A 12,582-nucleotide genomic window follows, 5' to 3' on the forward strand; every position below is an offset into this window, starting at 1 on the left:
GACGTCGCGCCGGCCGGCGCGACCCGCCTCGCCCCGCCCGGCCCCCGCGAGCGCCGGGCCGCCCGGCGCGCCGCCCGCAGTCCCGGTCGCCGGCGGCTGATCCGCGCCGGCCTGGCCGTGCTCGCGCTCGTGGGCCTCGTCGTCGTGTACCACCTGGGCCTGTACTTCTACGTCGACCAGGGCATCCGCCGGGTGCAGGCCCTCGCCCCCCAGGGCGCCGAGGTCCTGGCTCCGCAGCTGCAGGAGGGCGCGGTCACCTACCTGGTGGTCGGCACCGGCCTGCCCGGCCAGGACGGCGTCGCGGGCGTGGCCACGCTCCTGGCGCACGTCAGCCCCGACGAGGAGCACGCCGTCCTGGTGAGCATCCCCCCGACCGCGCTCGTGGACACCCCCGCCTGCGCGGACGCCGACGGGGAGGTGCGCGAGCCGGTGACCGAGGCGTTCGCCGCGGCGCTGCTCGACGGCGGGCCGGCGTGCATGGTCCGCGCGGTGCAGCAGGTCTCCGGGCTGCGGGTCGACCACTACCTCGGCGTGGACCTCGGGCGGCTGCCCGGCATGGTCGACGCCCTGGGCGGGATCGACGTCTGCCTGCCCACGGTGACCGACGCGGTGGCCGCCTCGGCCAGCCCGCTCGCGGCCGGGGGCAGCCGGCTCTCCGGCGACCGGGCCTCGGCCTACCTCACCCCGGGGGACGCCGGCGCCGACGTCACGGGCGCCGCGGTCGCCGAGCGTGCGCAGGTGCTGCTGACCGCCACGCTCCGGACCGCGATGTCGTGGGGGACGGTCGGCAACCCGGTGACCCTCACGACGTTCCTCGCCCGTGCCTCCGACGCGCTCACCGTCGACGAGGGCACCAGCCTCGGCGACCTGCGCTCGCTCGCCGGCACCCTCGGGGACCTCTCCGGGGACCAGGTGCAGCGCAGCGGCCTGCCCGTGGCGCAGGTCGGCTACGTGCCGGCGGGCAGCGAGCAGGCCTACGTGGTGCTGGACGGCGCCGGCACCCGCGCGCTGTTCGACCAGGTGATCGACGAGGGCCGGCTCCCGCAGCCCGATCCGGCGGCGGCCCCGGTGGACGACGCCGCCGCGGAGCCGGCCGCCCCCACGGCCGAGCAGCCGCCGTCCGAGCCGGCGCCGCAGCCGCTGACCGTCGCGCCGAACGCGGTGACCCTCGACGTGCTCAACGGCACCGCCACCAGCGGGCTGGCGGCCACGGTCGCCGACCTGATGCGCGGTCAGGGCTTCGGCGTCGGGCAGGTCGGGAACGAGCTGGGCGCGATCACCGAGACCGTCGTCCGCTACGGCCCGGGCGCCGAGGAGGCGGCGCGCACCGTCGCCGCCGCCGTCCCCGGATCGGTGCTGCAGCCCAGCGACTCCATCGGCGGTGCCGTGCAGCTGGTCATCGGCCCCGGCTACTCGACCGTCGTCCCGGTGCAGGTCGCCCCGCCGCCGGCACCCGCCCCCGAGCCGGACACCGCCGCGGCGCCGGCCGCGCCGGCGCCCGCCCAGCCGGTCAGCTGCTGAAGGCCCCCCTGCAGGGTCCCGCCGCGAGCCTGCGAGTGGCGGGGGGTAGGGGGGCCTCTGTCAGCCGAAGCGGCCGGAGATGTAGTCCTCGGTCGCCTTCTGGTCGGGGTTGCCGAAGATCTTCTCGGTCGGGTTGAACTCGATGAGCCGGCCCGGCTGGCCCACCCCGTTGAGGTTGAAGAAGCCGGTGGACTCGCTCACCCGCGCCGCCTGCTGCATGTTGTGCGTGACGATGACGATGGTGAACTGCTCCTTGAGCTCGGTCATCAGGTCCTCGATCGCCAGCGTGGAGATCGGGTCCAGTGCCGAGCACGGCTCGTCCATCAGCAGCACGTCGGGCTCCACGGCGATCGCGCGGGCGATGCACAGCCGCTGCTGCTGACCACCGGACAGGCTCGAGCCGGGCCGGGCGAGCCGGTCCTTGACCTCGTTCCACAGGTTGGCGCCGCGCAGCGACCGCTCGACGATGTCGTCGGCCTCCGCCTTCTTCATCCGCTTGCTGTTGAGCCGGTTGCCGGCCAGCACGTTGTCGTAGATGGACATGGTCGGGAACGGGTTGGGCCGCTGGAAGACCATGCCGATCTGCCGGCGGACGTTCACCGGATCGACGTCGGAGCCGTAGAGGTCCTGGCCGTCCATGACGACCTTGCCCTCGACGCGGGCGCCGGGGAGCACCTCGTGCATCCGGTTGAGCGACCGCAGGAACGTCGACTTGCCACAGCCCGAGGGGCCGATGAGCGCGGTGATGCTGCGCGGTTCGATGGCGACGTTGACGCCCTCCACGGCCAGGAAGTTGCCGTAGTAGATGCTGAGGTCCGAGACCTCGATGCGCTTGGCCACGTGCGTGTCCTCCGGGTCAGTCGGTCGGTCAGCGACCGGTCTTGGGGGCGAAGAAGCGGCTGATCAAGCGGGCGACGACGTTCAGCGCCATGACCAGGATGATCAGCAGGAGGGCTGCCGTCCAGGCCCGGTCCAGGTACGCCTGCGTCTGGGTGCCCGGCTGGGTCAGCTGGTAGAACGCGAACACAGGCAGGGTCGCCATGCGCCCGTCGAAGGGGTTGAGGTTCGTGCCGGTGATCAGCCCGACCGTGACCAGCAGCGGCGCGGTCTCGCCGACGACGCGGGCCACGGCCAGCGTGATGCCGGTCCCGAGTCCAGCGATCGCGGTCGGCAGGACCACCTTGACGACCGTCCGCCACTTCGGCACGCCCAAGGCGTAGCTGGCCTCGCGCAGCTCGTTCGGGACGAGCTTGAGGACCTCCTCGCAGGAGCGGACCACGACGGGGACCATCAGCACCGCGAGTGCGATCGCGCCCATGATCCCGAGGCGCACGTCGTTGCCGAACACCAGCGTGAACAGGGCGAACGCGAAGAGCCCGGCGACGATCGACGGGATGCCGGTCATCACGTCGACGAAGAACGTGATGGCCTTCTTGAGCCGGCCGGCGCCGTACTCGACGAGGTAGATCGCGGCCAACAGGCCGATCGGCACCGAGATGGCCGTCGCCAGCACCGTGATGATCAGCGTGCCCAGGATGGCGTGGTAGGCGCCGCCGCCCTCCCCGACCACCCGGAACATCGAGTTGGTGAAGAACTGGCCGTCGAGCCGGGCCAGACCGCGGTCGAGCACCGTGTAGACCAGCGAGACCAGCGGGACCATCGCGATCCCGAAGGCGGTGGTGACGAGGGAGGTGACCAGGCGGTCGGTGGCCTTGCGCCGGCCCTCCACGGCCCGCGAGGTGGCGTACACGATCACGGTGCCGAAGATGACGCCGTAGATGACGGTGGAGGTGACGCTGAACCCGGTCACCGCCGACAGGACGGCCCCGAGGGCGATGCCGATCAGGAACAGGCCGAGCGGCGCGTAGCGGGGCAGCCGGCGCTCGACGCGGACGGGGGGGCGCGGCTCGGCGGCCGCCTCGGGTGCCGGGCGGGTGGCGGTGCTCATCAGTTGGCTCCCGAGAACTCGGCCCGACGGTTGACGATCCAGCGCGCCAGCATGTTGACCGCCAGCGTGATGATGAACAGCACCAGACCGGTGGCGATCAGGGTGTTGACCTCGAGCCCGCTGGCCTCGGCGAAGCTCAGCGCGATGTTGGACGCGATCGTCGAGGGGTTGCTGTTGCTGATCAGGTTGACCGTGGCCGCGGCTCCGCCGGAGAGGACGATCGCGACGGCCATGGTCTCGCCGAGCGCACGGCCCAGGCCCAGCATGGCGCCGGCGATGACGCCGGACCGGCCGTAGGGCAGGACCGCCATCCTGATCATCTCCCAGCGGGTGGCGCCGAGGGCGAGCGCCGCCTCCCGGTGCAGCGCGGGCGCCTGACCGAAGACCTCGCGGGAGATCGCGGAGATGATCGGCAGGATCATCACGGCGAGGACCACGCCGACGGTGAGCATCGTGCGGCCGCTGGTCGAGGCCGGGCCGGCGAACAGCGGGATCCAGCTCAGGTTGTCGGCCGCCCACTGGTGGAAGGGGACCAGGGTCGGCGCCAGGACGGCCACGCCCCAGAAGCCGTAGACGACGCTCGGGATGGCCGCCAGCAGGTCGATGACGTAGCCCAGGCCCGCCGCGATGCGCTTGGGGGCGTAGTACGTGATGTACAGGGCGATCCCCACCGCGAGCGGCGTCGCGATCAGCAGCGCCAGCACGGCGCCGAGCAGGGTGCCGACGACCAGCGGCCAGACGTAGGCGCCGAAGCCCTCGCCTCCCGCGATGTCGTCGGAGGAGGCAGTGAGGGCGGGGATGGCCTCGGTGATGAGGAAGACGGCCACCCCGGCGAGGACGACGAGGATGAAGATGCCGGAGCCCTTGGCGCTGCCGGCGAAGAGGCGGTCGCTCTGCCGGCGGACGGCCCGCTGCGGCGCTGGCTCGGATGGTGCCTTGGTGTCGGTCACCGCTGCTCCGTGGGATCGATCAGGTGGGGACTTCGGGGCGCCCTCGGCTGGGCGGCGCGGTGGCCCGGGCGTCGTCCGACGTCCCGGGCCACCGCGGCGTGCTCTGCTGCTCCGGTCAGCCGGCGCTGATGGCGTCGACCGCGGTCTGTCCCTCTTCGCGCAGCGCGTCCGAGATCGGGGCGTTGCCGGCGTTCTCGGCGGCGGCCTGCTGCCCGTCCTCGCTGATCACGTACTGCATGAAGGCCTTGACGTTGTTCGCCGTCTCCTCGTCGTCGTACTGGATGCAGCCGATGTGGTAGCTGACCAGCACGATCGGGTACTCGTCGGTGGACTCCGTCAGGCGGTTCACCTCGATGGCGAAGTCGTACTCGCCACGACCCTCGACGGCCGGGCTGTTCTCGACCACGGCCGCGGCGGCCTCCGGCGACGGGGCGACGAACTCCCCGCCCACGGCGATGTTGGCCACGCCCAGCTCACCGGCGCGGCTGGCGTCGGCGTAGCCGATGGCGCCGGGCACCTGGCCCACGAGGTCGACCATGCCGGAGGTCTGGTTCCCGGCCTCGCCGCCCTCGAGCGGCCACTCGCCGTCGGGCTCGCTCGTCCACACGTCACCGGCGGCCTGGAACAGGTAGTCGGTGAAGTTCTCCGTGGTGCCCGAGTCGTCGGCGCGGTGCACCGGCGTGATGGCGGTGGCCGGCAGCGTCGCGTCGGGGTTGTCCGCCGCGATCGCCGGGTCGTTCCAGGTGGTGATGGCGCCGGTGAAGATGCCGGCGATCGTCGCCGGGGAGAGGTTCAGCTCGTCGACGCCCTCGACGTTGTAGATCACCGCGATCGGCGAGACGTAGTTGGGCAGCTCGAAGACGTCGCCGCCGCCGCACCGCTCCTGGGCGGCCGCGAGCTCCTCGTCGTCCATCGCGGCGTCGGAGCCGGCGAAGTCGACGGAGTTGCCGGTGAAGGCGTCGCGGCCGGCGCCGGAGCCGGAGGGGTCGTAGCTGAACTGGACCCCGGGCTGCTCGCCCTCGAAGCCGGCCTGCCAGGCCTCCATGGCGGCCTGCTGGCTGCTGGCACCGGCGCCGACGAGGTCGCCGCTCAGCTCCTCGGTGGTCCCGCCACCGCCGCCCCCGCCGCCGGCGGCTTCCCCCTCGTTGGACGCGCCGCACGCGGCCAGGGCCAGCGTCGCGGCGAGTGCCGTGGACAGGGTGAGGGTGCGCGTGCTGCTGCGCAGCTTCAAGTCAGTGCCTTTCGGGGGAGTGCCCGGACCTCGATGCCGGGCAGCGTGGAACCAACGTGCACCGACGCTAAGGAGGGGAGATGGACGACTCCGGGTCGCTCGGTGAACGACGGGTGAACGGCAGCGGAGCCTTCTCCGACCGGGTGAGAACCAGATCACGTCCAGCAGGTGAACGTGTGCGCGTCGGCCTGGAAACCGGGCCGTACCGCTACTAGGAGGCGCGCCGCCAGGAGACGTCGACGGCGTACCGGGTGAAGCCGCTGCGCTCGTACAGCGCCACCGCGGCGGTGTTGTCCTCCTCGACGTAGAGGAGGACCTGGCCCAGCCCGCGGCCGCGCAGGTGCGCCAGCCCCAGGTCGGTCAGAGCCCGGCCGAGGCCGAGGCCCTGGGCGTCGGGGTCGATGCCGAGGACGTAGACCTCCCCCACCGGCTCCGGCCCCTCGTCGCCGGCCGGGTGCACCTTCGTCCAGTGCGAGCCGAGCAGCGTGCCGCCGGCGTCCGGGTCGCCCCGCCAGGCGAGGAAGAACCCGGCCGGGTCGAACCAGGCCTCGGCCTCGCGCAGCCGCAGGTCCTCCGACGTCCAGCTGCCCTGCTCGGGGTGGGTGGCGAAGGCGCGTGCGTTCACCCGCAGCCAGGCGGCCTCGTCGCGGCCGGGCCGGAAGGCCGCCACGTGCACGCCGTCGGGGAGGGCCGGCCGGGGGGCGGGGTCGACGCCGGCGAGGTCGCGGCGCATCTGCAGCAGCACGCGGGCCCGCCGGTAGCCGCGGGGGGCGGCCAGCTCGGCGGACCCGGGCAGGTCGCCGTGCGCCCACACCCGCAGCGGGCGGTCGCCGGCCAGCTCCTCGAGGTGGCTCAGCAGGGCGCGGCCGACCCCGCGCCGGCGGTGCCGCGGCGCGACCACCAGTTCCGCCTCGGCGTCCCCGCCGTCGTCGCCGCCCTCGAACCGGGCGTAGCCGGCCGGCTCGCCGTCCGCCGCCACGGCCAGTACGTCCCGGCCCCCCGCGGGGCCGCCGTGCTGCAGCCGCAGCTCCGCCTCCTCCGACAGCGGGCGCACCCCGTCGGCCGCCGCCGCGGCGCGCAGCAGCGACAGCACGGCGGGGACGTCGGCCGCGTCGAGGCGGGCGACGTCCCGGACGGCGGCGGGTGCGGTCAGCGCGGCCTCAGACCAGCTCGGGATCGGCCTCGGCGCGCGCGGCGGCCGACGTCGCGTCGGCGACCTGCTGGTCCAGCTTGTAGCCGACGTTGCGCACGGTGCCGATCAGCGCCTCGTGCTCGGTGCCGAGCTTGGCCCGCAGCCGGCGCACGTGGACGTCGACGGTCCGGGTGCCGCCGAAGTAGTCGTAGCCCCAGATCTCCTGCAGCAGCTGCGCGCGGGAGAACACCCGGCCCGGGTGCTGGGCCAGGTACTTGAGCAGCTCGAACTCCTTGTAGGTGAGGTCGAGCGGACGGCCGCGGAGCTTGGCCGAGTAGCTGTGCTCGTCGATGACGAGCTCGCCGGCCTGGGTGACGCCGCCGTCCGCGCCGTCGGCCGGCGTGCTGGCGGCCAGCCGCCGCGCGGTGGCCCACTTCAGCCGGGCGTCGACCTCGGCCGGGCCGGCGGTGTCGAGCAGGACGTCGTCGACCCCCCAGTCGGCCGACAGCGCCACCAGGCCGCCCTCGGCGAGCACCGCCACCAGCGCCGAGGCGACCCCGGTGGAGGACAGCAGGCTGCACAGCGTGCGGGCCTGGATGAGGTCGTGGCGGGCGTCGACGAGGACGACGTCACCGGAGTCGCCGTCGAGCAGGCTCGACAGCTCGGGTGCGACGACGCGCACCTGGTGCCCGAGCAGCCCGAGGGCCGGCAGCACCTCCGTGGTGGCCTGACGCGCCGAGGTCATGAGCACGAGTCGCATGTCGTCTCCTCAGGGGAGGCGGGGACGGGGTTCGTCCGAGGGCCCACGACGGCGCTGTCGAGAGAGAGACAGCAGGATAACCGACGTGCCGCCGCGCTCCGACCCGCGGCGCGGAACGGGACGCCCGGCGGGCGGGGCGCGGGTGCGCGGGCCGGGACACGCCGACAGCGGGGCGGCCGGGCCGCTCGTCGCGCGGATCGGACCCTGGGCGTCTGAGACGATCCCCGGGTGACCGCCGCTCCGACCCAGGTCGAGACGCCGGCGCGCAGCGCCCACCTGTCCGCGGCCGGCGCGGTCGCCGTCGCCGTCGCGCTGCTGGTGCTGCTCCCCGCCCAGCTCGGGGAGACCGGGCGGCTGGCCGCGGTCGCCGTCCTGCAGGTGGCGCTGGTCGCCGCCTGGGTCCCGGCCACCGGGATCCTGGGGCGGACCGGGGCGCCCGTCCTCGGGCTGGCCGCCGCCGCCGGCGCCGACGTCCTGCTGGTCGTCCCCGAGCGGCCCGAGGTGGGGTCGCTGCTCGCGGTGCCAGGGCTGGGCTTCCTCGCCGCGGTCCTGCACCAGATGCTGCGGCGGGCGCCGCGGCGGGACGTCGTGGGGTCGCTGGCCGGCGTCCTCCTGCTGCTGTGCGCGGTCTGCGCCCTGGCGGTCCTGCTGCGCCTGGAGCCCACCGGGGACGGGTCGCCGGCCGCGACCACGGCGCTGCTGGTCGTGGGGACGACGCTGCTCGTGGGCCACCTCGTCGACCTCGTGCTGCCGCGCCCGCCGGTCGCCCCGGGCCTGTCGCGGGGCGTGCCCGGCCTGGTGCTGTCAGTCCTGGCCGGAGCCGCCGTCGCGCTGGTGCGGCACGGCTCGGGCGAGCTGTTCGACGTGCTGGCGGTGCTCCTGTTCGGGCTGGTGCTCGGCGCGGTCGCCGCCCTGGTCGCGCTGGCCGCCGACCACGTCGTCGCCGAGGGGCCGGGCAGCGCGTGGGCCGTGCCGCTGGTGCAGGCGGTGCTGCCGCTGGCCGCCTGCGCTCCGGTGGCCTTCTCCCTCGTCCTGCAGAACGCGCTCTGAGGGCCGCCGGGTGCGCGCGCTGGTGGTCGTCCTCCTGCTCCTGCTGGGGCTCGGGGTGCTCGCCGACCGGATCGGGGTCGGGATCGCCGAGGACCGGGTCGCCGCGGTGGTCGCCGACCGCGGCGGGCTGGCCGGGGAGCCGGACGTCGACATCCGGGGGTTCCCCTTCCTGACCCAGGCCATCGGCGGCCGGTACGACGACGTGCGGATCTCCCTGAGCGCCGCCGATCTCGGCCGGCCCGACGGCACCCGCGCGGACGTCACGCTGCGCGGCGTCGCCGTCCCGCTGTCCGACGTCCTCTCCGGATCGGTGCAGGAGGTCCCGGTGGACCGCATCGACGGAACGGCGACGCTGGCCTATCCGCTGCTGGCCGAGCAGCTGGGCCCCGGGACCACGCTGCGGCGGGAGGGCGACCGGCTGCGGGTCGAGCGGACGGTGGAGGTGGCCGGGGTGACCGTGCCGCTCACCGCCGTCGGCACCGTGCGCCTGGAGGGCGGCGACCTGGTCCTCGACGTCGCAGAGGCCGCCGGCGCGGGCGTCGACGTGCCCGGCTTCGTGCTGGACCGGGCCGCGGACCTCCTCGACCTGCGCTACCCCGTTCCGCCGCTGCCCTTCGGCCTGCAGCTCACCGGCGTCACGCCCGGGGACGACGGAGTCGCCGTCGCCGTCGAGGCCACCGACACGGTGCTGCGCGGCTGATCCGGGGGAATCGGCTCCGCGCCCGGCCGGTTGCCGGGAGGGTGACCGACGTCCCGCCCGACCTCCTCGCGGAGCTCGGCGTGCACCCGCAGGACGCCGAGCTGACCGTCGTGCAGTTCTCGACGGCGTTCTGCGGTCCGTGCCGGGCCACGCGGGTGCGGTTGCGGCAGCTGGCCGCGACCCGGCCGGGCCTCGTCGCGGTCGACGTCGACGCCGAGAGCCACCTCGCGGCGGTGCGCGCCCTCGACGTGCGGGCCACCCCGGCGCTGCTGTTCCTGGGGGCCGGCGGCCGCCTGCTCGGCCGGCTGGACCGGGCGCCGCGGGCCGGGGAGCTCGCCGCGCTGGTCGATGCCCACCGCACCGCCGGCCGGGACACCCGGGACGGCTGTGGTGTGTGATCCGTTACCCTCGGCCCGTGGGCATCCTGCTGACCTCGCGGCGCACGGTCGATCTGTGCCGCGTCGGCAGCTGCCTGTGTCCGGCCTCCTGAGGGCTGTCCCGCGTCGCCCGGACGTGCCCTGCCCCTCGTCCGGGAGCCCCGCCGCACGAGCCGCCTCGGCGCCGGCCTGCGCCGACGCCCACCGGCCTCGCCCCGGCCCGCCGCCACCCCCTGCCTGACCGCGCGGCGGATCCCCGCCCGCACCGAACCGCACACCCACCACAGGGAGGAACACCCCCCATGAGCCGTAACGACGTGCTCGTCTCCGTCGACTGGGCCCAGGACAACCTCGGTCAGCCCGGTCTCGTCTTCGTCGAGGTCGACGAGGACACCAGTGCCTACGACGGCGGCCACCTCGAGGGCGCCGTCAAGCTGGACTGGAAGAAGGACCTCCAGGACCCGCTGCGCCGCGACTTCGTCGACAAGACCGCGTTCGAGGCCCTGCTGTCCTCGCGCGGGATCAGCAACGACGACACGGTGATCCTCTACGGCGGCAACAACAACTGGTTCGCCGCCTACGCGTACTGGTACTTCAAGCTCTACGGCCACGAGTCGGTCAAGCTGATGGACGGCGGCCGCAAGAAGTGGGAGCTCGACGGCCGCCCCCTGTCGAAGGACCCGGTCGAGCGCCCGGCCACGCAATACCAGGCCCAGGACCCCGACCTGTCGATCCGCGCGTTCCGCGACGAGGTCGTCGCCTCGATCGGCTCGAAGAACCTCATCGACGTCCGCTCGCCCGACGAGTTCTCCGGCAAGATCCTCGCGCCGGCGCACCTGCCGCAGGAGCAGGCGCAGAAGGGCGGGCACGTGCCCACGGCCAAGAACATCCCGTGGAGCAAGGCGGCCAACGAGGACGGCACCTTCAAGAGCGACGACGAGCTGGCCAAGCTCTACGACGAGCAGGGCTACGACGACAGCAAGGCGACCATCGCCTACTGCCGGATCGGCGAGCGCTCCAGCCACACCTGGTTCGTGCTGCGCGAGCTGCTCGGCAAGCCCGACGTCAAGAACTACGACGGCAGCTGGGTCGAGTACGGCTCGCTCGTCGGCGTCCCGATCGAGAAGTGAGCTGACATGTGCGGAGCCCCGAAGCAGGGCGGCACCCTCGCCGGCATCGACCTGAGCACCCAGACGGTCATCCAGGGCTCGGTCTGGTACGACGGCGCCCCCGTCGCGGGCGCCTACGTCCGGCTGCTCGACGCGACCGACGAGTTCACCGCCGAGGTGGTCACCAGCCCCGAGGGTGAGTTCCGGTTCTTCGCCGCGCCGGGGGAGTGGAAGCTCCGCTCGCTCGCGCCGGTCGGCAAGGGCGAGCGCGTGCTCACCGCCGACGTGGGCCTGAACGAGACCACGGTCGCGATCGGCTGAGCGCGGACCCCCACACGGCAGCGCCCCTCTCGCTCGTGCGAGAGGGGCGCTGCCGCGTTCTCAGGAGACTCCGGGCGGCAGGCGGTTGGGCCCCGCCTCCGGTGGCCGCGGCCGGTCCTCGGGATAGGCCCGGACGGCGACGAGCGCGACGTCGTCCGCGCCGTCGGCGGGGAGCATCCGGGCGAGCAGCGTGTCGCACAGCTCGTCCAGCCGGACCCTCCCCAGGTCCCGCAGCGCCTCCCGCAGGGTGGCCAGGCCCTGGTCGAGGTCGGCGTCCCGGCGCTCCACCAGGCCGTCGGTCACCAGGAGCAGCGTGTCCCCGTCGTGCAGTTCGGCGGTGTGGTCTGTGCGCGGCGCCTCCGGGTCCACGCCCAGCATGAGGTCCGGCCGGGTCTCGAGGAGCGTGGTGGTGCCGTCGGGGGCGAGCACCACTGGCGGCAGGTGGCCGGCGTTGCTCCACCGCAGCACCCGGTGCCCGGCGACCGGCACGTCCGGACGGCGCTCGATCCGGGCCAGCACCGCGGTCGCGAGGTTGCTGACCGCCAGTCCGCGTGCCACGTGTTCGGCGCGGGTCAGCGTGGCCGCCGGCGGCTCGGCGTTGTCGTAGGCGAGCGCCCGCAGCAGCCCGCGCAGCTGGCCCATCGCGGCGGCGGCGGTGCTGTCGTGGCCGACGACGTCCCCGATGACGAGCATGGTCGCGCCGTCGGGCTGCAGGAACGCGTCGTACCAGTCCCCGCCGACCTGGGCCTCGTGGGACGCCGGCCGGTACCGCACCACGATGTGGAGGTGGTCCGGCTCCGGCGGCGGCGTCAGGAGCGCCTGCTGCAGCCGGTCGGAGAGGGCGCGCTGTGCGGCAGCCTGCTCGGCCAGGTGGCGCAGCTCGGCGGCCTGCCGCTGCGCGGCCAGGCGGTCGGTGAGGTCGCGGAAGGAGACGACGACGCCGGTCACCCGCCCGCCCTCGACCGTGGGCACCGCGATCAGCTCGACGGGCACCGGGACACCGTCGCGGCGCCAGAACACCTCGCCGTCGGACGCGACCGTCCGACCGGTGCGGAGGGCCCGCCAGACGGGGCACTCCTCCTTCGGGTACGGCGACCCGTCGAGCCGGACGGCGTGCAGCAGCTCGTGCTGGTCCAGCCCCAGCTGATCCGCGGCGGGGTGGCCGGTCATCCGGACGGCGGCCGGGTTGACGAACTCGACCCTGCCCTCGGCGTCGAGCCCGTAGATGCCGTCGGCGACGTTGGCCAGCACCCGCTCGTAGCGCGCGACCGTGCGGGAGAGCCGGCTCTCCATCGCCTGGAGGCCACGCACCCCTCCGGTGTCCGGATCGATCCGGTGCTCCTCGATGACGCTGCCCTCCCTGCGACCCGCCCGCCGGCCTGACGTCCCAGCCTGCCCCATCGCTCCGCGGCGCCGCGCGCGGACGCCGTCCTGGCCGGCCCGGGCCGCGCGTGGAGCTCCGGCCGGGCGGGGCGTGGATCGG

The 12,582-nt window shown here is 74.4% G+C and carries 13 protein-coding genes; 6 read left to right on the top strand and 7 right to left on the bottom strand.

What is annotated here, in order from left to right:
- Positions 1-1,521 (top strand): LCP family protein (locus tag PGN05_RS17505; RefSeq protein ID WP_419753839.1); only part of this gene is annotated, 1,521 nt, incomplete at its 5' end.
- A 60-nt stretch (positions 1,522-1,581) separates the two neighbouring features.
- On the opposite strand, the gene pstB is transcribed toward PGN05_RS17505, so the two are convergent.
- From pstB to PGN05_RS17535, 6 genes are all read right to left on the bottom strand, one after another.
- Positions 1,582-2,361, bottom strand: coding sequence for a phosphate ABC transporter ATP-binding protein PstB (gene pstB / locus PGN05_RS17510; RefSeq protein WP_419753840.1), 780 nt, complete (start codon positions 2,359-2,361; stop codon positions 1,582-1,584).
- A 28-nt stretch (positions 2,362-2,389) separates the two neighbouring features.
- Complete coding sequence (pstA, locus tag PGN05_RS17515) at positions 2,390-3,469, bottom strand: phosphate ABC transporter permease PstA (RefSeq protein ID WP_419753841.1); 1,080 nt, start codon at positions 3,467-3,469, stop codon at positions 2,390-2,392.
- Positions 3,469-4,419, bottom strand: a complete 951-nt coding sequence (pstC, locus tag PGN05_RS17520) for a phosphate ABC transporter permease subunit PstC (protein WP_419753842.1) — start codon at positions 4,417-4,419, stop codon at positions 3,469-3,471. Before pstC ends, pstA begins: the two co-directional genes overlap by 1 nt.
- Before the next feature lie 115 nt (positions 4,420-4,534).
- Complete coding sequence (gene pstS / locus PGN05_RS17525) at positions 4,535-5,650, bottom strand: phosphate ABC transporter substrate-binding protein PstS (RefSeq protein WP_419753843.1); 1,116 nt, start codon at positions 5,648-5,650, stop codon at positions 4,535-4,537.
- Between the two features lie 211 nt (positions 5,651-5,861).
- Positions 5,862-6,827: a mycothiol synthase gene (mshD, locus tag PGN05_RS17530; protein ID WP_419753868.1), complete on the bottom strand. Its 966-nt coding sequence runs from the start codon at positions 6,825-6,827 to the stop codon at positions 5,862-5,864.
- Positions 6,811-7,542, bottom strand: coding sequence for a winged helix-turn-helix transcriptional regulator (locus PGN05_RS17535; RefSeq protein ID WP_419753844.1), 732 nt, complete (start codon positions 7,540-7,542; stop codon positions 6,811-6,813). The genes mshD and PGN05_RS17535 overlap by 17 nt, the downstream gene beginning before the upstream one ends.
- A gap of 228 nt (positions 7,543-7,770) precedes the next feature.
- Between PGN05_RS17535 and PGN05_RS17540 the strand changes: the two genes are divergently transcribed.
- The 5 genes from PGN05_RS17540 (at position 7,771) to PGN05_RS17560 (ending at position 11,099) form a co-directional block, all read left to right on the top strand.
- Positions 7,771-8,592: a hypothetical protein gene (locus PGN05_RS17540; RefSeq protein WP_419753845.1), complete on the top strand. Its 822-nt coding sequence runs from the start codon at positions 7,771-7,773 to the stop codon at positions 8,590-8,592.
- A 10-nt stretch (positions 8,593-8,602) separates the two neighbouring features.
- Positions 8,603-9,292: a DUF2993 domain-containing protein gene (locus PGN05_RS17545; protein WP_419753846.1), complete on the top strand. Its 690-nt coding sequence runs from the start codon at positions 8,603-8,605 to the stop codon at positions 9,290-9,292.
- 41 nt (positions 9,293-9,333) lie between these two features.
- Positions 9,334-9,690, top strand: coding sequence for a thioredoxin family protein (locus tag PGN05_RS17550; protein WP_419753847.1), 357 nt, complete (start codon positions 9,334-9,336; stop codon positions 9,688-9,690).
- Between the two features lie 281 nt (positions 9,691-9,971).
- Positions 9,972-10,799 carry a sulfurtransferase gene (locus PGN05_RS17555; protein WP_419753848.1) on the top strand — a complete coding sequence of 276 codons (828 nt, stop codon included), beginning with the start codon at positions 9,972-9,974 and terminating at the stop codon, positions 10,797-10,799.
- Between the two features lie 6 nt (positions 10,800-10,805).
- A complete protein-coding gene (locus PGN05_RS17560) occupies positions 10,806-11,099 on the top strand; it encodes a DUF1416 domain-containing protein (protein ID WP_419753849.1) in 294 nt (97 codons plus the stop codon).
- A gap of 60 nt (positions 11,100-11,159) precedes the next feature.
- Here PGN05_RS17560 and PGN05_RS17565 read toward each other — a convergent pair whose 3' ends face one another.
- Complete coding sequence (locus PGN05_RS17565; RefSeq protein ID WP_419753850.1) at positions 11,160-12,410, bottom strand: PP2C family protein-serine/threonine phosphatase; 1,251 nt, start codon at positions 12,408-12,410, stop codon at positions 11,160-11,162.
- Positions 12,411-12,582 lie beyond the last annotated feature (172 nt).

Source organism: Geodermatophilus sp. CPCC 206100 (assembly GCF_048569675.1).
In the GTDB taxonomy this organism is placed as follows: Bacteria; Actinomycetota; Actinomycetes; order Mycobacteriales; family Geodermatophilaceae; genus Geodermatophilus.